The 18,148-nt window shown below is 59.9% G+C and carries 21 protein-coding genes; 10 read left to right on the plus strand and 11 right to left on the minus strand.

Annotated features, from left to right (window positions below):
- From B2P87_RS06330 to B2P87_RS06340, 3 genes are read right to left on the minus strand one after another with little or no spacing between them, the layout of a single operon-like run.
- Entirely contained in the window at positions 1-588 is a 588-nt protein-coding gene (locus B2P87_RS06330; protein WP_141891676.1) for a Smr/MutS family protein, read from the minus strand.
- Positions 589-1,641: a murein transglycosylase A gene (locus B2P87_RS06335; protein ID WP_141891675.1), complete on the minus strand. Its 1,053-nt coding sequence runs from the start codon at positions 1,639-1,641 to the stop codon at positions 589-591.
- Entirely contained in the window at positions 1,638-2,294 is a 657-nt protein-coding gene (locus B2P87_RS06340; RefSeq protein ID WP_058287381.1) for a Tim44/TimA family putative adaptor protein, read from the minus strand. Before B2P87_RS06340 ends, B2P87_RS06335 begins: the two co-directional genes overlap by 4 nt.
- A gap of 116 nt (positions 2,295-2,410) precedes the next feature.
- On the opposite strand from B2P87_RS06340, the gene B2P87_RS06345 reads away from it, so the two are divergent.
- Both B2P87_RS06345 and secB read left to right on the plus strand, forming a co-directional pair.
- Entirely contained in the window at positions 2,411-2,911 is a 501-nt protein-coding gene (locus B2P87_RS06345) for an FxsA family protein (protein WP_058287380.1), read from the plus strand.
- A 56-nt stretch (positions 2,912-2,967) separates the two neighbouring features.
- The gene (gene secB / locus B2P87_RS06350; protein ID WP_058287379.1) at positions 2,968-3,456 is read left to right on the plus strand and encodes a protein-export chaperone SecB; all 489 of its coding nucleotides are present in this window, start codon (positions 2,968-2,970) and stop codon (positions 3,454-3,456) included.
- A gap of 72 nt (positions 3,457-3,528) precedes the next feature.
- Here secB and dnaQ read toward each other — a convergent pair whose 3' ends face one another.
- The 4 genes from dnaQ to B2P87_RS06370 are packed head-to-tail and all read right to left on the minus strand — an operon-like array spanning position 3,529 to position 6,266.
- On the minus strand, positions 3,529-4,254 hold the full coding sequence (dnaQ, locus tag B2P87_RS06355; RefSeq protein WP_141891674.1) for a DNA polymerase III subunit epsilon: 726 nt from the start codon (positions 4,252-4,254) through the stop codon (positions 3,529-3,531).
- Entirely contained in the window at positions 4,247-4,840 is a 594-nt protein-coding gene (gene coaE, locus B2P87_RS06360; RefSeq protein ID WP_141891673.1) for a dephospho-CoA kinase, read from the minus strand. The genes dnaQ and coaE overlap by 8 nt, the downstream gene beginning before the upstream one ends.
- Positions 4,837-5,670 carry a shikimate dehydrogenase gene (locus B2P87_RS06365; protein WP_141891672.1) on the minus strand — a complete coding sequence of 278 codons (834 nt, stop codon included), beginning with the start codon at positions 5,668-5,670 and terminating at the stop codon, positions 4,837-4,839. The genes coaE and B2P87_RS06365 overlap by 4 nt, the downstream gene beginning before the upstream one ends.
- Positions 5,667-6,266, minus strand: coding sequence for a Maf family protein (locus B2P87_RS06370; RefSeq protein ID WP_141891671.1), 600 nt, complete (start codon positions 6,264-6,266; stop codon positions 5,667-5,669). Before B2P87_RS06370 ends, B2P87_RS06365 begins: the two co-directional genes overlap by 4 nt.
- 410 nt (positions 6,267-6,676) lie before the next feature.
- Between B2P87_RS06370 and B2P87_RS06375 the strand changes: the two genes are divergently transcribed.
- The 7 genes from B2P87_RS06375 (at position 6,677) to B2P87_RS06405 (ending at position 14,118) form a co-directional block, all read left to right on the plus strand.
- Positions 6,677-7,132 (plus strand): CopD family protein, encoded by a 456-nt coding sequence (locus B2P87_RS06375; RefSeq protein ID WP_141891670.1) that lies wholly within the window; start codon positions 6,677-6,679, stop codon positions 7,130-7,132.
- A 173-nt stretch (positions 7,133-7,305) separates the two neighbouring features.
- The gene (gene rho / locus B2P87_RS06380) at positions 7,306-8,577 is read left to right on the plus strand and encodes a transcription termination factor Rho (protein ID WP_008554331.1); all 1,272 of its coding nucleotides are present in this window, start codon (positions 7,306-7,308) and stop codon (positions 8,575-8,577) included.
- 30 nt (positions 8,578-8,607) lie between these two features.
- Positions 8,608-9,894, plus strand: a complete 1,287-nt coding sequence (gene mnmE, locus B2P87_RS06385; RefSeq protein ID WP_141891669.1) for a tRNA uridine-5-carboxymethylaminomethyl(34) synthesis GTPase MnmE — start codon at positions 8,608-8,610, stop codon at positions 9,892-9,894.
- 13 nt (positions 9,895-9,907) lie between these two features.
- Positions 9,908-11,782: a tRNA uridine-5-carboxymethylaminomethyl(34) synthesis enzyme MnmG gene (gene mnmG / locus B2P87_RS06390; protein WP_141891668.1), complete on the plus strand. Its 1,875-nt coding sequence runs from the start codon at positions 9,908-9,910 to the stop codon at positions 11,780-11,782.
- A complete protein-coding gene (gene rsmG, locus B2P87_RS06395; RefSeq protein ID WP_141891667.1) occupies positions 11,779-12,396 on the plus strand; it encodes a 16S rRNA (guanine(527)-N(7))-methyltransferase RsmG in 618 nt (205 codons plus the stop codon). The genes mnmG and rsmG overlap by 4 nt, the downstream gene beginning before the upstream one ends.
- Entirely contained in the window at positions 12,389-13,198 is an 810-nt protein-coding gene (locus B2P87_RS06400) for a ParA family protein (protein WP_141891666.1), read from the plus strand. Before rsmG ends, B2P87_RS06400 begins: the two co-directional genes overlap by 8 nt.
- A 26-nt stretch (positions 13,199-13,224) precedes the next feature.
- Positions 13,225-14,118 carry a ParB/RepB/Spo0J family partition protein gene (locus B2P87_RS06405; protein ID WP_141891665.1) on the plus strand — a complete coding sequence of 298 codons (894 nt, stop codon included), beginning with the start codon at positions 13,225-13,227 and terminating at the stop codon, positions 14,116-14,118.
- Here B2P87_RS06405 and B2P87_RS06410 read toward each other — a convergent pair.
- Genes B2P87_RS06410 through rph form a run of 4 tightly spaced genes read right to left on the minus strand, consistent with a single transcriptional unit; the run spans position 14,108 to position 16,937 of the window.
- Entirely contained in the window at positions 14,108-14,461 is a 354-nt protein-coding gene (locus B2P87_RS06410; RefSeq protein ID WP_027245219.1) for a YbaN family protein, read from the minus strand. The genes B2P87_RS06405 and B2P87_RS06410 overlap by 11 nt on opposite strands.
- A 4-nt stretch (positions 14,462-14,465) precedes the next feature.
- Positions 14,466-15,620, minus strand: a complete 1,155-nt coding sequence (hemW, locus tag B2P87_RS06415) for a radical SAM family heme chaperone HemW (RefSeq protein WP_141891664.1) — start codon at positions 15,618-15,620, stop codon at positions 14,466-14,468.
- Entirely contained in the window at positions 15,613-16,227 is a 615-nt protein-coding gene (rdgB, locus tag B2P87_RS06420; RefSeq protein WP_141891663.1) for an RdgB/HAM1 family non-canonical purine NTP pyrophosphatase, read from the minus strand. The genes hemW and rdgB overlap by 8 nt, the downstream gene beginning before the upstream one ends.
- Positions 16,224-16,937 carry a ribonuclease PH gene (gene rph / locus B2P87_RS06425; RefSeq protein ID WP_141891662.1) on the minus strand — a complete coding sequence of 238 codons (714 nt, stop codon included), beginning with the start codon at positions 16,935-16,937 and terminating at the stop codon, positions 16,224-16,226. The genes rdgB and rph overlap by 4 nt, the downstream gene beginning before the upstream one ends.
- Before the next feature lie 143 nt (positions 16,938-17,080).
- Here rph and hrcA point away from each other — a divergent pair, with 143 nt between their 5' ends.
- Positions 17,081-18,145, plus strand: a complete 1,065-nt coding sequence (hrcA, locus tag B2P87_RS06430) for a heat-inducible transcriptional repressor HrcA (RefSeq protein ID WP_058287366.1) — start codon at positions 17,081-17,083, stop codon at positions 18,143-18,145.
- Positions 18,146-18,148: the final 3 nt, after the last annotated feature.

Here is an 18,148-nt window from a genome sequence, read left to right on the forward strand (position 1 = left end):
TCAGCGGTTGCGCCGCAGATAAACGTAATAGGCGCCCGCGCCGCCGTGACTGACGTGCGCCGGGGTGATCTGCAGGACCGCCTGCGCCAAGGGCGGCAGCGAGAGCCACTGCGGCACCTTGTGGCGCAACACCCCGCGCGGCACCGGCATCGGGCCCGGCTCGTCGCGGTCCTTGCCCTTGCCAGTTACTATCAGCACCAGCCGTTTGCCGGAGGCCTGCGCCGACAGGATGAACCGTGTGAGAGCAGGGTGCGCGGTGTCGATGCGCATCCCGTGCAAGTCCAGCTTTCCTTCCGGCTTCAGCTTGCCGCGCTTCATGCGGCGAAAGGCCTTTTCGTCCATCTGCAGCGGATCACTGGCCAGGCTGCGGGCAATCGAAGGCCTTAGGTCGTGTTTCACCGGCTTGGGTTTGGCCCGGCTGCCGACCTCGAACGGGTCCTGGCGCGGTTCGGGTTGCTTCACCGGTTTGGGTTTGGGCATCGGCGGGGCAGGGGGCGACGAATGGGTGCCCGGATGCAAACGCTCCGTGTGCTTTACGACCTTGTGCCAGAGGTCGATCTCATCGCCTGTCAATTTTCGCCGTGTCATTCAAAGGTCTTCCGGCAGCATCGCATAGGCCCGCTGGATCGGCAGCAGCACCACCATCCGGCCCGGGTCTTTCATCGTGCCGGCGGTCTCGCCGGCCTGATTACCGGTGCCGACAAAGATGTCGGCCCGCTGAGCGCCCTTGATAGCGGATCCGGTGTCCTGCGCCACCATCAGCCGGCGCAGCGGCAAATGGCCGTCCTTTTCCACCCAAACCGGCGCGCCAAGCGGGGTATAGGCGGGATCGGCGGCAATGGTGCGCATCGGCGTGACCGAGCGGTTCATGGCGCCAAGCGGCCCCTTGGAGGCCGCCACTTTGCGCACCTCGCGGAAGAACACATAAGACGGATTGTGAAACAGCAGCTCCTTGCCGTCCGCGGGATTGCGCCGGACCCAGGACTTGATGACCTGGGCGCTGACCTGATGGGCGTTGTAGACACCGCGGCGCACCAGCTCCTTGCCGATGGATTTATAGGGGTGGCCGTTGGCGCCGCCATAGCCGACCCGGATGGTCGAGCCGTCCGGAAGGCGGATCCGGCCGGAACCCTGGATCTGCAGAAAGAACAGCTCAACCGGGTCATCCACCCAGGCGATTTCCAGCCCGCGGCCCTGCATCACGTCACCGGTCAGAATTTCACGGCGCGGCAGCCACAGATCAGCGCCGCGTGCCTCTGGCGGCATCTTGTAGACCGGATAGCGGAAGCGGCTGGTGGGATAGCGGGAGCCAGTCAGTTCCGGCTCGAAATAGCCGGTGAAGAGAGCCGGGTTGCCGTCCTCGATCAGCACCGGGCGGAAAAACAGCTCAAAAAACGCCCGCGCCCCGCCCGGCGGCTGCGACCTGGCGGCCTTGCACAGGGCGGCCCAGTCGGGGTCCTTCAGATCCCTGCAAGTGCCCAGAAACACTTGCAGCGCCTGGGCATGGTCATCTTCTGCCCAGCCATCAAGCTGTTCAAATTCCAGAATGCTGGACACGGTCTCTGAGTGCGCCCCGGAGGCGGTCATCGCGGCGCCTGCAAGTGCAGCCGCCCCAAGTGCCCCCCGAAGCGCCGCAATCATGCGTCCGTCGCAACCAGCTGCCAGTTGGGATCGTCGCTGCCCATGTTGCGGGCAAAGATCCAAGTATCCTTCTGGCGTTTGATCGCCTTGGGGTCGCCCTCGACAATGTCGCCGCCGCGGTCGCGGACCACTGAGGTCATCTCGCCGACGAAGCGCATGGTGATTTCGGCGCGGCCGGTCTGCGGGTCGAACTGCGCGTCCTGCAGAGTGGTTTCCCGCACGCCGATGAAGTCGGCCTCGATCTTGTAGCCCTTGTCCTCGCGCTGCGCGACGGCATCCACGAAGCTGTCAAAGACATCTTCCGCCAGGAAGGGCTGAATGTCGTCCAGATTACCGTGTTCGAACCCCATGAGGATCATCTCATAGGCACCGCGCGCGCCCTGCACGAATTCCTGGACCTGGAAGGAGGGCTCAGCCCGTTTCATTGCCGCCAGTGCCTGGGCCTGCTCACTGCCTTCCGCCACATAATCCGTGATATCGCGGTCCGGGCCGCCCTCGATCACCTCCAGATCCGGGCGGCGGCCCCGGGCTTCGGATTGCGGCAGCGGCGGCTTTTCAAAGCCTTCGCGTGTTCCCAGAACGCTTCTCAAGCGCAGGATCAGAAACACAGCGATACCGGCCAGAACCAAAAGCTGAATCACAGGCGACTCCATGGAAACCTCATGCTAGGCGTTCGTGCTTTGTTTGAAACCAAAGCGGTCACGTCTTATGTAGGTGACGGGCGGGGGCAAGTCTACCGCCCGGGTGTATGATCGCAAGGAAACCCCCGATGTATCTCTTCCTGGCCTTTCTGATGGTTCCCATCATTGAAATCGCTTTGTTTATTCAAGTTGGCGGCGCCATCGGCATGTGGCCGACCCTGGCCATTGTGGTTCTGACCGCAGTTCTGGGCACTTGGCTGGTGAAAACCCAGGGGCGTATGGCCATGGGACAGCTGAGATCTTCGTTCCAGCAACTGTCCGACCCGGCAGAACCTCTGGCCCATGGCGCCATGATCCTGGTGGCCGGTGCGCTGCTTCTCACACCGGGTTTCTTTACCGACGCCGTCGGATTTGCGCTGCTGATGCCGCCGGTGCGGCTGGCGGTTTACCGCCACCTGCGCGCCCGTGTCACAGTCGCGCAGTTCCAGATGGGCCCCGGCAGCATGCAGGGCCGCCACTATCCCGGAACGGCCGGCCGGCCCGATGACGTCATCGACGGCGACTATGAAGATGTGACCCCGTCTGACCGGCGCGGCGGCCCCTCCGGCTGGGTTGACGGTCCCCGTTGAGGAACCCGGACCAAGCTGGTAAGCACGGTCCAAAGCATATTTTCAGGAGTATCTACATGGCCGAAAACGGCGAAGCCCAGCAGCAGCCGCAAGTCCAGATGAACATTCTGGGCCAGTTCATCCGCGACATGTCGTTTGAAAACGTGATGGCGCAGAAAGGCACCGGCGGCGAGGTTCAGCCCGACGTCAGCGTGCAGGTGAACCTGGATGCGAAGAAGCGCTCGGCCGAGAACCAGTATGAGGTTGTCACCAAGCTGACCGTCGAGTCCAAGAACAAGGAAGCCGGCAACGTCCTGTTCGTGCTGGAACTGGAATATGTCGGCGTGTTCAACATCGTCGGTGTGCCGGAAGACCAGCTGCACCCGTTCCTGCTGATCGAATGCCCGCGCATGACCTTCCCGTTCCTGCGCCGCATCGTGTCCGATGTGACCCGCGACGGCGGCTTCCCGCCGTTGAACCTGGACAACATCGACTTTGTGGCGATCTACCGCAACGAACTGGCCCGCCGCCAGTCCGAAGCTGCAGCAGCGGCACCCACGCAGTAAGGTTTCAGACCTTTGAAACGGAAAACGCCGCTGGGATTCAGCGGTGTTTTTCTTTTGCGGGCCTTCGCGGGATCAGGAGGCTTTCCACAAAGCGTCATCTCCCAGCTTGTCCACAAATGCCTCATGCGCGGCCAATTCCTCCGCGGTGATCCGTGCGGGCAGGGAGGCTGGACGCGGCACAGGGCGCCAGTCATCCTCGACCTGGGCCGAACTGGAAGAGGATTGGGCGGACAAACCGAAATCAGGCTGCCGCCCGCCAATCAGCTCCAGATAGACATCTGCCAGGATCTCGGAGTCGAGCAGCGCCCCGTGCAAGGTCCGATTGGTGTTGTCGATGTTGAAGCGGCGGCACAGCGCATCCAGCGTTGCCGGCGAGCCTGGGAACCGCTTGCGGGCCATGGCCAGCGTGTCGAGCGCCTGATCCATCGGCAGTTTTGGCAGGCCCATCCAATCCAGCTCCGCGTTCAGGAACTTCATGTCGAAGCTGGCATTATGAATGACCAGCCTGGAGTCCTGAACAAAATCCAGGAACTTCTGCCCGACCTTGGCAAAGACCGGCTTGTCCCGCAGCGTCACCGCACCGGGTTCCGGCTTTTGGGGCGGCTCCAGCAAGTCGGGGCCGATACCGTGCACCGAAAACGCCTCCGCCGGCATCGAGCGTTCCGGGTTAATGTATTCGTGAAACGTCTTGCCGGTGGGCATGTGGTTATACAGCTCCACCGCACCGATTTCGACGATGCGGTCGCCGGAAAACGGATCAAACCCGGTGGTTTCGGTATCAAGAACGATTTCACGCATGGGTCAGTTTGCTCCTGATATCTGCGAGGATTTCTGCCACCTGCGCCTCGGCGTGTTCAAGTGTGTCCGTCTCGATCACATAATCGGCGCGGGCCATCTTCTCCTCAATTGGCATCTGTTTTTGCAGGATCTGCCGGAACTGCTCAACCGTCATTGTGCCGCGGGCAAGAACCCGCTCTTGCTGGGTTTCCGCGTCCACCGTCACGCAGGCCACCGCATCCATTTCCGCGTTGCCACCTGTTTCAAACAGCAGCGGGATGTCAAAGACCAGAACGTCGCTTTTCGCGTCAGCCCGGAAGGACGCGCGGTCCTGCGCGACCAGCGGATGCACGATGGCCTCAATCCGCGTCAGAGCCTGCGGATCTGCACCAATGATGCGTTTCAGCGCGGCGCGGCTGACTTCCCCGCCCTCAATAGCGTCAGGAAATGCTTCCGACATCGGCTGAACGGCCGCACCGCCTTTGCCATACAGCCGGTGAACCGCGGCATCCGCATCCCAGACCGCGCAACCCTGCGCCGCAAACAGCTGGGCGGTGGTGCTTTTTCCCATTCCGATGGACCCGGTAAGGCCGAGGCTGAAGCTCATCCGAGCACCGCCGCCCGGGTGGCAGCGTCAACTTCAGGGCGGTGGCCGAACCAGCGTTCGAACCCCGGAACCGCCTGGTGCAGCAGCATGCCCAGCCCGTCGACCACAGTGCAGCCGGCTTCCTCTGCCGTTTCCAGCAGGCCGGTTTTCAGCGGTGCATATATCAGGTCCGTCACGACGGAATCGGACCGCAAACCGTCCAGAGGCACACGCAGCCGCGGTTTGCCCACCATACCCAGAGAGGTTGTGTTCACAATCAGCTTGCCTTCTTCGATGGCGTTGCCGGCCTGGAGCCATTCCACCACGCTGATCCGGTTGCCGAAATCCTTTTGCAACTGTTCCGCCCGCTCGCGCGTGCGGTTGCTCAGAAGGATCTCCGGGACCCCGGCCTCTATCAGCGAGGCAACTACTGCACGGCAGGCGCCGCCGGCCCCAAGCACAATGGCCGGCCCGGACTGAGGATCCCAATCCGGCGCGCCTTGATGCAGGTTGGTGATAAAGCCGTACCCGTCTGTGTTATCGGCCAGGATGGTGCCGTCTTCCCGGAAAATCAGGGTGTTGGCCGCGCCGATCAGTTTCGCCCGGTCGGTGACCTTGTCGGCTATCTCCATCACCGCTTCTTTGTGCGGAATCGTGACATTGGCCCCGACGAACCCCATTTTCGGCATTGCCCGGATGGCCTCTGCCAGGTCCGCAGGCTCCACATGCATCGGCACATAATGCCCGGCGATGCCATGCGTTTTCAGCCAGTGGCCATGGAGCTGCGGGGATTTGGAATGTGAAACCGGACAGCCGATCACACCGGCGAGCGGGATTTTTGCTTCTGTCATTGCTCGATTACCCCTTGCAAACCCAGGTAACTGATAAGCTCCATCAGCGGCAATCCCAAGACATTAAAGTAACTGCCCTCGATAGAAGCGAACAGCCGCACGCCTTCTTCCTCCAGCTTGTATGCCCCCACCGCGTGGCGGATGCTGTCCCAGTTGCGGTTGACATAATTCTCCAGATAAGCGTCAGAGCAGTTGCGCATCACCAGCCGGACCTGTCCGACATGGCGCCAGATCGGCTCACCATCCCGATAGATCACGGCGGCCGACAACAGCATGTGCCGCTTGCCGCGCATTTCTTTCAGCTGGGACAACGCGACCTCTGCACTCGCCGGCTTGGAAAGAAGTTGCCCTTCGAAATCCAGGACTTGGTCGCACCCCAAAACCAGCCTGCCCGGATGCTTGGCACTGATTTTGCGCGCCTTAGCTTCTGCCAGCGCATCGGCAATGTCCCGCGGCGGCGCTTGCTCTGCCATCAGCGCGGCCTTGATCGCCCGCTCATCCAGTCTCGGCACATCCGTTTCGAATTCGATCCCGGCCTGACGCAGCAGATGCGCCCGGATTTCGGAACCAGAAGCCAGCACAATGTGGGCAGTCATGTGGAAAACCCCGTGGGAAAGAAGCAGACGGTTTCAGGACGTTTTGTATGGTTTTCCACGCTCAAGTAAAGACTCCAGGGGTTGACGCAAATCCCGGGATTCAACCCGCTGAGTCGTCCTTTGTGAGTCAGGATAACTTTGAATCCGTGGATATGCCGGCACTCCCCGGTTCATCCCGTTGTTATCCCCAAGCACGCGAAGGTAAAGACATCCTTAACGCGCCTTATTTTCATGGCGCCGGCGGCAAAACCAGGACTCCTGTCCCTTCCGCGCTGGAATCTTATCCTTGCTGGGGATAAGCGGGGGAGGATTCACTTATCCACTGGAATCCACGCACACTACAAAAACATCATCCTTCTAATATTCATTTATTTATTAGGGTGATCAGATCTGACCGGGGAGAACTGCCCATGGACCTGAGCGATGTGATGTTCACGCTCTACCCATATGCCAAATCGCTGCACATCATGGCCGTGCTGAGCTGGATGGCTGGTCTTTTCTATCTCCCTCGTCTGTTCGTGTATCACGTGGAGCAAGCTGAGAATGTGCAGGACGCCATTCCAATCTTCCTCACCATGGAAGAGAAGCTCCTCAGGATCATCATGCGCCCCGCCATGTATGTGTCCTGGGCCGCAGGGCTGTTTATCGTTCTGACCCCCGGCATGGTCGACTGGAGCTACGTCTGGCCCTGGACCAAGGGCGCGTCGGTCATCGCCATGACCTGGTTCCATCATTGGCTGCTGCTGCGCTACCGCGACTTCAAAGAAGAACGGAACACGCTGACGGGCCGGCAGTTTCGAATGATGAATGAGGTGCCCACTGTGCTGATGCTGGTGATCGTGGTTTCCGTCATCTTCAAATTCTAGCGCAGAGGCGCTGAAACAGGCCCAGCAGCGCCGGAACGCTTGCAGCCGGCGTTTGACTCATCTGAAACGAGTCCCTATGTATGGCTTCCAGCGGGCCCGTCCGGGCAGCCGCGTTTTCCAAACCTGTCGTGTGACCGACCCCCGGATGAGCGGGGAGTAGAGGCCGTATCTATATGACCGTGCAATCCCTGAATCTGGCTGACCTCAAGGCAAAAAGCCCAAAATCGCTGCTGGCAATGGCTGAGGAGCTGGAGATCGAAAACGCCTCGACCATGCGCAAGGGCGAAATGATGTTCCAGATCCTGCGGGAACGCGCAGATGAAGGCTGGGACATTGGCGGTGATGGGGTGCTGGAAGTGCTGCAGGACGGCTTTGGCTTCCTGCGCTCGCCCGAGGCAAACTACCTGCCTGGCCCGGACGATATCTATGTCTCGCCTGACATGATCCGCCAGTATTCGCTGCGCACCGGCGACACCGTGGAAGGCCAGATCAAGGCGCCGCTGGAGACAGAGCGTTACTTCGCGCTGACCAACGTCACCATGATCAACTTTGAGGAGCCTGAAAAGGCCCGCCACAAGATCGCCTTTGACAACCTGACCCCGCTTTACCCGGATGAGCGCCTGAAGATGGAGATCGAGGATCCCACCATCAAGGACCGTTCCGCCCGGGTGATCGACCTGGTTGCGCCGATCGGCAAGGGCCAGCGTTCGCTGATCGTGGCGCCGCCGCGCACCGGTAAGACGGTGATCCTGCAGAACATCGCGCATTCGATCGAGAAGAACCATCCGGAGTGCTACCTGATTGTTCTGCTGATCGACGAACGCCCGGAGGAGGTGACCGACATGCAGCGCTCGGTGAAGGGCGAGGTCGTCTCCTCCACTTTCGACGAGCCGGCGACCCGCCACGTTGCGGTGTCCGAGATGGTCATCGAAAAAGCCAAGCGTCTTGTCGAACACAAACGAGATGTTGTGATTCTTCTCGACTCGATCACAAGACTTGGTAGGGCGTTCAACACTGTTGTGCCGTCCTCGGGTAAAGTTTTGACCGGTGGTGTCGATGCGAACGCTCTGCAGCGGCCGAAACGCTTCTTTGGTGCCGCCCGGAATATCGAAGAAGGCGGCTCGCTCACCATCATCGCCACCGCCCTGATCGACACCGGCTCGCGCATGGACGAGGTGATCTTCGAAGAATTCAAGGGCACCGGTAACTCTGAACTCGTCCTGGATCGCAAGATTGCGGACAAGCGCGTGTTCCCGGCCATCGACATCCTCAAGTCCGGCACCCGGAAAGAGGATCTTCTGGTCGACAAGGGCGATCTGGCCAAGACTTTTGTGCTGCGCCGGATCCTGAACCCGATGGGCACGACAGACGCGATTGAGTTCCTGCTGTCCAAGCTGAAGCAGACCAAGAGTAACTCCGAATTTTTCGACTCGATGAATACCTGATCCGGGCCGGCGAGAGAGAAAGGCCACCCAATGGACACGATCTTTGCGCTGGCCTCCGCTCAAGGGAAGGCCGGGGTCGCGGTGATCCGCGTCTCCGGCCCTTTGGCGCTTACCGCCGGCGCGCAGCTTTGCGGCGGGGATTTGCCGGCGCGGGGCACCAGCCTGCGAATCCTGCAGGACGAATCAGGAGAGCGCCTCGATGAAGCGCTGGTCCTGAGCTTTACTGCTCCGCATAGCTTTACTGGCGAAAATACTGTTGAATTTCAAACACATGGAAGTACAGCAGTAGTCTCTGCTGTGCTCGATTCGCTGGGACGAATCGAGGGCCTCCGAATGGCCGATCCGGGTGAGTTCACGCGCCGCGCGCTGGAAAACGGTAATCTGGACCTGGCTCAGGTCGAGGGTCTTGCCGATCTGATTGACGCGGAAACCGAAGCACAGCGCAAGCAAGCGCAGGTGATCCTCGCCGGCGGGCTGGGGAAGCTGGCGGAAGCTTGGCGGGTCAAACTGATCCGCGCTGCGTCTTTGATCGAAGTGACCATCGACTTCGCAGACGAGGACGTGCCGGTAGATGTTACCCCCGAGGTTTCAGAATTGCTGGCGGATGTTCAAGCCGGCCTCAAAAAGGAGACTGCCGGTGTCAGAATTGCCGAACGAATCCGCAGCGGTTTTGAGGTGGCAATCGTCGGCGCTCCGAATGTCGGTAAGTCCACGCTGCTGAACGCGCTGGCCGGCCGGGAGGCGGCAATCACGTCTGAGTATGCCGGCACCACCCGGGATATTATCGAAGTCCGTATGGATCTTGCCGGCCTGCCCGTGACTCTACTTGATACTGCGGGGCTGCGCGACACCGATGATCACGTTGAAGGGATCGGTATCGCCTTGGCCCGTAAACGGGCGCAAGATGCTGATCTGCGCGTGTTTCTGGCGGAAAGGGACGAAGTCCTGGATGTCGAAATGCAGCAGGGGGACATCCGGCTGCTGCCCAAGGCAGATTTGCGCGACGATGCCGGCGATGCGATTTCCGGCCAGTCAGGGCAGGGGATTGACCGGCTGGTTGATCATATCTCCAAAGTGTTGCAAAACCGGTCAGCCCAAGCTGGTATCGCGACGCGGGCACGGCATCGGGATGCCATGCTTTCGGCGCTCGTCAGCTTGTCTGAAGCGCAAGAAATCCTGCAACGCGGCCCCGAGTTCTATGATATAGCGGCCGAGGAAATGCGATCGGCCATTCGGGCACTGGAAATGCTGGTTGGGCGGATTGGCGTAGAGAATCTCTTGGACGAGATTTTCTCGAGTTTTTGCCTGGGGAAATGAAGGAGTGTTTCACGTGAAACATTCAGCTTATGACGTGATCGTAGTAGGCGGCGGCCACGCCGGCACCGAAGCCGCCCATGCAGCAGCACGGATGGGTGTTCGCACAGCACTGGTGACGCTGGACCGCAATGGTATCGGCGTCATGTCCTGCAACCCAGCGATTGGCGGGCTGGGAAAAGGGCATCTGGTTCGGGAGATTGACGCGCTAGACGGTGTGATGGGGCGGGTGGCCGACCTCGCCGGCATTCAGTTCCGCTTGCTGAACCGCCGCAAAGGCCCCGCAGTGCAGGGGCCGCGCGCGCAATCGGACCGGGCGATCTACCGGAGGGAAATGCTGCGGCTGACGGTGGCGCAGGAGAATCTGGATATCGTTGAAGGGGAGGTCACTGACTTTCTCCTGCAAGGGAATGCCGTCGCCGGCGTGATCCTTTCCGACGGCAGCGAAATTCCGAGTAAGTCGGTCATTCTGACGTCGGGAACCTTTTTGCGCGGCGTTATTCACATAGGTGACGTTTCTAAACCGGGCGGCCGCATGGGGGACAAGCCGTCGGTCAAGCTGGCGGAGCGTCTGGATAACTTTGCTCTGCCGTTGGGCCGCCTGAAGACTGGCACACCGCCGCGATTGGATGGACGGACTATCAACTGGGATATTCTGGAAGCGCAGCCAGGAGACGAGGATCCTGTTTTCTTTTCCTTCCTGACAAAATCGACCAGTGCAAAGCAGGTGTCTTGCGGGATCACCCACACCAACGCGAAGACCCACGAGATCATACAGAAGAATTTGGAACGGTCTGCAATGTACGGCGGGCACATCGAAGGGGTTGGCCCGCGTTATTGCCCGTCGATCGAAGATAAGGTTGTCCGCTTCGCAGATAAAGACTCTCATCAGATCTTCCTGGAGCCTGAGGGCGTGACAGACCACACTGTCTATCCGAACGGCATCTCCACCAGCCTGCCGCAGAATGTTCAGGAGGATTATGTTCATTCGATCCGTGGATTGGAACAAGCGGTCATCCTTCAACCGGGATACGCCATTGAGTATGACTACGTTGATCCTCGGGCTCTGACTCTGGAGCTGCGGCTGAAAGACGTGCCCGGGCTGTATCTTGCCGGCCAGATCAATGGCACCACTGGGTACGAGGAGGCCGCAGCCCAGGGGATGGTTGCCGGCCTGAACGCCGCGCGTGCCAGCTTGGGGGAGGGCCCCGTCAGCTTCAGTAGATCAAACAGCTATATCGGTGTTATGATCGATGACCTGACCACGAACGGAGTGACCGAACCCTATAGGATGTTTACGTCCCGCGCGGAATTCAGGCTGTCCCTGCGGGCTGATAACGCTGATCAGAGATTGACTCCCTTGGCCATCGAGATCGGCTGCGCCGGCAAACAACGCCAGGCGGTCTTCCTGGAAAAGAGCGACCGATTGGGGCAAGCGTGTACCGTTCTGGAAGCGCAGAGCTTCACCCCGAAACAGGTTGCCGCAGCAGGGATTAGGGTGAATCAGGACGGAAACCGGCGCTCCGGGATGGAGGTTCTTGCTTTTCCTGATGTGGCATTTGAGGATATCGTGCCCCTCATGCCTGATCTGGAAAGTGTCGATCCGGATATCCGCCGGCAGGTCGAACGTGATGCGCTTTATGCGAATTACATTGCGCGGCAGGAGCGGGAAATATCCGCGATGAAGCGGGATGAAGGGTATGTAATCCCAGCGGATTATGCCTATGACGGTATTGAGGGGCTTTCGAATGAACTGCAGCAAAAACTGTCAGTAGCACGCCCGGAAACCTTGGCGCAAGCCGCGAGGATTGATGGGATGACGCCGGCAGCTCTGGCGCTCCTTTTGGCTCGTCTTCGCCGGGACCAATCGCGGCAGGATAAATCTGCATGAACGAGAAACGAATCCTCGAGGAATTGAATGTTTCACGTGAAACATTGGCGAGGCTGGAGATCTTCGAGCAGGTCATAAAGAAATGGAATCCCAAGATCAACCTGGTTTCCAAGTCCAGCCTGAAACTCCTGTGGTCGCGGCATATTGCGGATTCCGTTCAGGTTTTCCGCTGTGTTGATGCCCCCGATCACTGGGTGGATATCGGAAGCGGGGGCGGATTTCCGGGTTTGATTGCTGCGATTCTGGCTGCAGACGAAGCCCCGGAAATGAAGACCACTTTGATTGAGAGCGATCAGCGCAAGTCAGCGTTCCTTCGTACCGTTGCACGGGAGTGCGATGCGAAGGTCACGGTGATTTCCAAACGTATTGAGCAAGCTGACCCGCAGAACGCGGAGGTTCTGTCGGCGCGCGCGCTGGCGGATCTGTCCCTCCTTTTGGAGTTCGCTGAGAGGCATCTTGGCGCCGGAGGAACTGCTCTGCTCCCCAAGGGGGAAACCTGGAAAAAAGAGGTGGATAACGCGCGGCAACGATGGCGGTTTGATGCGGAACCAGTTAAAAGTTTGACGGAACAAGAAGCAGTAATCCTAAAGATAAAGGGAGTGGCCCGTGTCTGATTATTCCCGCCCGGAGGGGCCTCGTATTATCGCGGTCGCAAATCAGAAAGGCGGGGTAGGGAAGACAACAACGGCGATAAACCTTGCTGCCGCCCTAGTCGAGTGCGGGCTGCGGGTCCTGGTTGTCGATCTTGATCCGCAAGGGAATGCTTCGACCGGGCTCGGGATTGATCCCGCCGACCGGGATCTGACAACTTACGATCTTCTGGTGGAAGATGCCTCTCTGACGGATGTGATTCGTCAGACTGAAATCGAAGACCTGTGCATCATCCCGGCGACGGTGGATCTCAGCTCCGCGGATATCGAACTTTTCACCAATGAAAAGCGCAGCTTTCTGCTGCATGACGCCCTGCGTCAGACGGCTATGGATGACTACGATTGGGATTATGTCCTTATTGACTGCCCGCCGTCTCTGAACCTTCTGACCGTAAACGCGATGGTAGCGGCGCATTCCGTTCTGATCCCGCTGCAAAGCGAATTCTTTGCGCTGGAAGGGGTCACGCAACTGATGCTGACGATTCGAGAGGTTCGCCAATCTGCGAATCCCAATTTGCGCATTGAGGGAATCGTTTTGACGATGTTCGACCGGCGCAACAACCTGTCGCAGCAGGTCGAGCAGGATGCGCGCGACAACCTGGGAGATTTGGTGTTTCAGACAAAAATCCCCCGTAACGTGCGGGTGAGCGAAGCGCCTTCCTACGCGCTCCCTGTTTTGAACTACGATACCAACTCGCTGGGAGCGCAGGCCTACCGCGCCCTGGCCGAAGAACTCCTGAATAAACATCACAAGATAGCGGCCTAAATGCAGAAAAAGAACCGGAGGCAACCATGGCAGACAAAAAGACGAAACCGCGCGGGCTGGGCCGGGGGTTGTCGGCGTTGATGGCAGATGTGAACCCTGCACCGGTGAGCACCCAGGCAGAGGCGCCGCGGAATGCAGAAGTGCTGGTGCCGATCGAAAAGATTGTTGCCAACCCGAACCAGCCGCGCCGCCAGTTCCTGCAGGCGGATCTGGATGACCTGACGGCGTCCATTAAGGAAAAGGGTGTCCTGCAGCCGCTGATCGTGCGGCCGAAGGCAGGCGGTGTTTACGAGATCGTGGCCGGCGAACGCCGTTGGCGCGCTTCGCAAGCGGCGCAGCTGCATGAAGTTCCGGTCCTGATCCGCGAATACTCCGATCTGGAGATGATGGAAGTTGCCATCATCGAAAACATCCAGCGTTCTGATCTGAACGCGATGGAAGAAGCGCAGAGCTATAAGCAGCTGATGGAGAAGTTCGGTCATACTCAAGAAAAGATGGCCGAGGCGCTTGGTAAGAGCCGCAGCCACATCGCTAACCTGGTGCGGCTGCTGCATTTGCCGGAAGACGTTCAGATCCTGGTACAGGAACGAAAACTGTCGGCCGGGCATGCGCGCGCGCTGATAACCTCTGATAACGCTTCAGACCTGGCGCGGAAGATCGTTAAGGGCGGATTGTCGGTCCGGGCAACAGAAGCTTTGGTCAAGAAAGACGCTGCCGGAATCCGGACGGCGCCAGCCAAAAAGCAAAAGGCTGTAGCAGAGAAAGATGCGGATACCCGGGCTCTGGAAGGGGACCTGTCTGCGATGCTGAAGATGAAGGTCTCGATTGACCACAAGCCTGGTGGAGAGGCCGGGTCCGTGACGATCAGTTATGAGAACCTGGATCAGCTGGATGAGCTGTGCAATATGCTCAGCCGTTAGGGCGGGACCAGATAAAGGTCAGTACAGCCGTGAGAACCACCGCCTGGATGCCCAATATATGACCGGGCGCGCCAAGCAGAAGAGATAGCCCAAAGACGGCGGCAATCGAAACGGTTGCCGCCTTTTTTGCGCCCGGCCGGATAGCGCCGCGTTCCCGCCAATCCAAGATCATCGGGCCAAAAACATTATGGGCAACGATCCAGTTGTGCAAACGGTCGGAGGAATTGGCAAAGAAGAATGCGGCGAGCAGGAGGAAAGGCACGGTTGGCAGAAGAGGCAGAACAATCCCAATAACCGCTAAGGCCACGCAGCAGAGTCCTAAGCCGGCATAAAGGAAACGCATTGCCTCAATCCATCAACAAGTCGCGGAGCACCGCGTTCAATACGGCGCGCCCTTGAGCGGTCGCGCGAAGCCGCTTTTCAGAGATAGTTACCATACCCAGATCTACAAGGTCGTTAAGCTTGCTTTCCGAGAGGTGCCGGCCAGAAAGCTCAGTAAAACGCACCATATCCAGCCCTTCTCTCAGCCGCATCCCCATCATCAGGTATTCTGCCGCAGCATCTTCCGTGGCTAGGGGAACTCGCAGGGATTCTCCGTTACCGGCGTTTGCGGCTTGCAGCCATGCGCCCGGGGCAAGGTGGGTTTCTGTGGCATAACGAACGCCGCCCAACGTCAGTCTTCCGTGGGCGCCTGGGCCGATACCGGCATAGTCTCCGTAACGCCAGTAGATAAGGTTATGGCGGGACTCCGCCCCTGGCCTGGCGTGGTTGGAAATCTCGTAACATGCCATGCCGTGCGCCGCGGTTAGGTCCTGGGTGGCCAGGTACATGTCAGCGGCGGTGTCATCCTCTGGCAGGCCGCGCAGCTTGCCTCTGGCGTAACGGTCGCCAAAGGCTGTGCCATCCTCGATGGTGAGCTGATAGAGAGAAAGGTGGTCAATGGCCATCGAGAGGGCCTCTTTCAGCTCTGCTTTCCAGGCCTCCAGAGTCTGCCCCTGACGCGCGTAGATCAGATCGAAGCTGACCCGGTCAAAGCACTCCCGGGCGATGTCGAAGGCCGCCCTTGCTTCTGCGACACTGTGAATGCGGCCGAGCCTGCGCAGGTCTTCGTCGTTCAGGGCCTGAATGCCCATGGAGACCCTGTTGACGCCGGCGTCCCGGTAGCCGGCAAAGCGGCCGGCCTCGACGGAGCCCGGGTTTGCCTCCAGAGAAATCTCCATGTCGTTGGCGAAAGGCCAGATTTCACGTGCCCGCTCGATGACGGCGGCGACGGTTTCCGGCTGCATCAGGGACGGGGTGCCGCCGCCAAAGAAAATCGTGTTAAGAACGCGGCCGGGGAGCTGCTCGGAGAGTCTGTCGAGTTCAGCCAGATAGGCTCTAACCCAAAGCTTCTGGTCTATTCTTGCGGAGACATGACTGTTGAAGTCGCAATAGGGGCATTTGGCCTGGCAAAAGGGCCAATGCACGTACAGGCCAAAGCCCCCATTACGCCAGTCATCCACTGAAACAGCCCTGCACGAACTGGGCCAGCGCCTTGCCGCGGTGGCTGATCGTGTTCTTTTCCGCGGGGTCCATCTCGGCGCAGGTGATCTCGTAACCGTCCGGCTGGAACATCGGGTCATAGCCAAAGCCATGCCCGCCGCGGACTGGCCAGACCAGCTGGCCCGGCATCACGCCTTCAAATACCTCGTCATGGCCGTCGGGCCAGGCGACGACCAAGGTACAGCGGAACTGGGCAGTGCGGGGCGCGCTGGCGCCTGCTGCGGTCAGCTCGTCATTGGCGCGGGTCATCGCCATCTTGAAGTCGCGGCCGTTCGGGGTCTCAGCCCAGTCGGCGGTGTAAACGCCGGGGGCGCCGTTCAGCGCGTCGATCGTGATGCCGGAGTCATCGGACAGGGCAGGGAGACCGGTTGCCCTGGCGGCGGCATGGGCCTTGATCCGGGCATTGCCGACAAAGGTGTCTTCGGTCTCTTCCGGTTCCGGCAGGTCCATCTCGCCGGCGCCGATCACCGTCACGCCGTAGGGGGTGAGGATCTCCGCGATTTCGTTCAGCTTGCCCTTGTTGTGGGTGGCGACAAGCAGCTTGCCGCCTTCCAGTTTGCGGGTCATTTGGACGCGGCCTTCTGCATCTCTGCAAGCTCGACAGCGCCTTTGGCGGCCAGGTCCATCAGCTCATTCATCTGATCGCGAGAGAAGACAGAGCCTTCAGCCGACATCTGCACTTCGATCAGCTTGCCGGAGCCGGTCATGATAAAATTGCCGTCGACGCCAGCTTCGGAGTCTTCAGGGTAATCCAGGTCCAAAACCGGCTGGCCGGCATAGATGCCGCAGGATACAGCGGAGACCGGGTCCAGCAGCGGGTCGATGTGAACGTCGCCGGCTTTTATCAGCTTGTTGACCGCCAGCCGCAGTGCGACCCAGCCGCCAGTGATCGAGGCGCAGCGGGTGCCGCCATCGGCCTGCAGCACGTCACAATCGACGGTGATCTGCCGTTCGCCCAGGGCGACGCGGTCCACGCCGGCCCGCAGGGCACGTCCGATCAGGCGCTGGATTTCCACGGTGCGTCCGCCCTGCTTGCCCGACGAAGCTTCGCGGCGCATCCGGGTGTTGGTGGCGCGGGGCAGCATGCCGTATTCGGCAGTGACCCAGCCCAGGCCGGTGCCCTTTATGAAGGGCGGCACGCGGTCCTCGATGGTGGCGGTACACAGGACGTGGGTGTCGCCAACCTTGATCAGGCAGGAGCCCTCGGCGTGTTTGGTAAAGCCGGTCTCGATCGACACGGGGCGCATTTCGTTCAGTTGTCGTCCTGAGGGTCGCATGGCACATCCTTTGTTAGCTGGCTTGGGGATATCCCCCGGACGCGGGGCTATGCAAGCCCGATTGACCTTTTGCCGCTCTGCTCTTTAATGACATCCGGGTAGCGGGTTCCTATGTTTAAACCGTAAGAAATACTGGACGAACAATGAGCAATCCGAGCAACATTCTGGAGGACCTGAACGACCGCTCCCGGGAGGTGTTCCGGGCTGTGGTGGAAAGCTATCTGGAAAGCGGCGATCCGGTGGGCAGCCGAACCCTGACGCGGTCGCTGAGCGAAAAAGTCAGCGCGGCGACTGTGCGCAACGTGATGCAGGATCTGGAGTTTCTGGGTCTGCTGAACAGCCCGCATGTCAGCGCTGGCAGGGTGCCGACGCAGCTGGGATTGCGGATGTTTGTCGATGGGCTGCTGGAAGTCGGCGATCTGAATGTGCAGGACCGCGAGAAAATCGACGCGACGCTGGGCCGCAATGCCGGCGATGTGGGCGGGATGCTGGACCGGGTGGGGGCGGCGCTGTCCGGGGTGACACAGGGCGCGTCGCTAGTGCTGACACCCAAGCATGAGGCCGAGATCCGCCATATCGAGTTCGTCTCGCTGGCGCATGACAGGGCACTGGTGGTGCTGGTGTTCTCCGATGGTCATGTGGAAAACCGGCTGTTCACCCCGCCGCCGGGGCAGACCCCCAGCTCTATGCGGGAGGCAGCGAATTTTCTGAATGCGCTGATTGAGGGTAAGACCCTGAGCCAAGTGCAGCGGGAAATTCAAAAGGAGATCACGGCGCGGCGTCAGGAAATCGACAGCCTTGCACACGCAATGATCGAAAGCGGCCTGGCAGTTTGGGAGGATGACGGTAGCGAGCAGGCCCGTCTGATCGTGCGTGGCCGGGCGAATCTTTTGGCGGAGCCGGGTGCGGCGGAGGAGCTGGAGCGGATCCGGACCTTGTTTGACGACCTGGAGCGCAAGCGTGATATCGCTGAATTCCTGGAACTGACCGAAGACGGCGAGGGCGTGCGTATTTTTATCGGTTCGGAGAACAAACTTTTTTCACTTTCGGGTTCCTCTTTGGTGGTGTCTCCCTATATGAACGCGGATCGAAAGATAATCGGCGCGGTGGGGGTGATCGGCCCGACGCGCCTGAACTACGGACGGATCGTGCCGATTGTGGACTATACGGCACAACTGGTCGGCAAGCTGTTGTCGGACCGGAGTTAGAGG

Source organism: Leisingera sp. UBA4491 (assembly GCF_002388965.1).
In the GTDB taxonomy this organism is placed as follows: Bacteria; Pseudomonadota; Alphaproteobacteria; order Rhodobacterales; family Rhodobacteraceae; genus Leisingera; species Leisingera aquaemixtae.

Coding starts and splice junctions, on each gene's coding strand:
- B2P87_RS06340 (WP_058287381.1), bottom strand. CDS start 2,294: ATGGAGTCGCCTGTGATTCAGCTTTTGGTTCTGGCCGGTATCGCTGTG.
- B2P87_RS06345 (WP_058287380.1), top strand. CDS start 2,411: ATGTATCTCTTCCTGGCCTTTCTGATGGTTCCCATCATTGAAATCGCT.
- secB (WP_058287379.1), top strand. CDS start 2,968: ATGGCCGAAAACGGCGAAGCCCAGCAGCAGCCGCAAGTCCAGATGAAC.
- rdgB (WP_141891663.1), bottom strand. CDS start 16,227: ATGACCCGCAAACTGGAAGGCGGCAAGCTGCTTGTCGCCACCCACAAC.
- B2P87_RS06405 (WP_141891665.1), top strand. CDS start 13,225: ATGGCAGACAAAAAGACGAAACCGCGCGGGCTGGGCCGGGGGTTGTCG.
- B2P87_RS06375 (WP_141891670.1), top strand. CDS start 6,677: ATGGACCTGAGCGATGTGATGTTCACGCTCTACCCATATGCCAAATCG.
- hrcA (WP_058287366.1), top strand. CDS start 17,081: ATGAGCAATCCGAGCAACATTCTGGAGGACCTGAACGACCGCTCCCGG.
- B2P87_RS06330 (WP_141891676.1), bottom strand. CDS start 588: ATGACACGGCGAAAATTGACAGGCGATGAGATCGACCTCTGGCACAAG.
- B2P87_RS06365 (WP_141891672.1), bottom strand. CDS start 5,670: ATGACAGAAGCAAAAATCCCGCTCGCCGGTGTGATCGGCTGTCCGGTT.
- dnaQ (WP_141891674.1), bottom strand. CDS start 4,254: ATGCGTGAAATCGTTCTTGATACCGAAACCACCGGGTTTGATCCGTTT.
- B2P87_RS06335 (WP_141891675.1), bottom strand. CDS start 1,641: ATGATTGCGGCGCTTCGGGGGGCACTTGGGGCGGCTGCACTTGCAGGC.
- rph (WP_141891662.1), bottom strand. CDS start 16,937: ATGCGACCCTCAGGACGACAACTGAACGAAATGCGCCCCGTGTCGATC.
- mnmE (WP_141891669.1), top strand. CDS start 8,608: ATGGACACGATCTTTGCGCTGGCCTCCGCTCAAGGGAAGGCCGGGGTC.
- rho (WP_008554331.1), top strand. CDS start 7,306: ATGACCGTGCAATCCCTGAATCTGGCTGACCTCAAGGCAAAAAGCCCA.
- coaE (WP_141891673.1), bottom strand. CDS start 4,840: ATGAGCTTCAGCCTCGGCCTTACCGGGTCCATCGGAATGGGAAAAAGC.
- B2P87_RS06410 (WP_027245219.1), bottom strand. CDS start 14,461: ATGCGTTTCCTTTATGCCGGCTTAGGACTCTGCTGCGTGGCCTTAGCG.
- B2P87_RS06370 (WP_141891671.1), bottom strand. CDS start 6,266: ATGACTGCCCACATTGTGCTGGCTTCTGGTTCCGAAATCCGGGCGCAT.
- rsmG (WP_141891667.1), top strand. CDS start 11,779: ATGAACGAGAAACGAATCCTCGAGGAATTGAATGTTTCACGTGAAACA.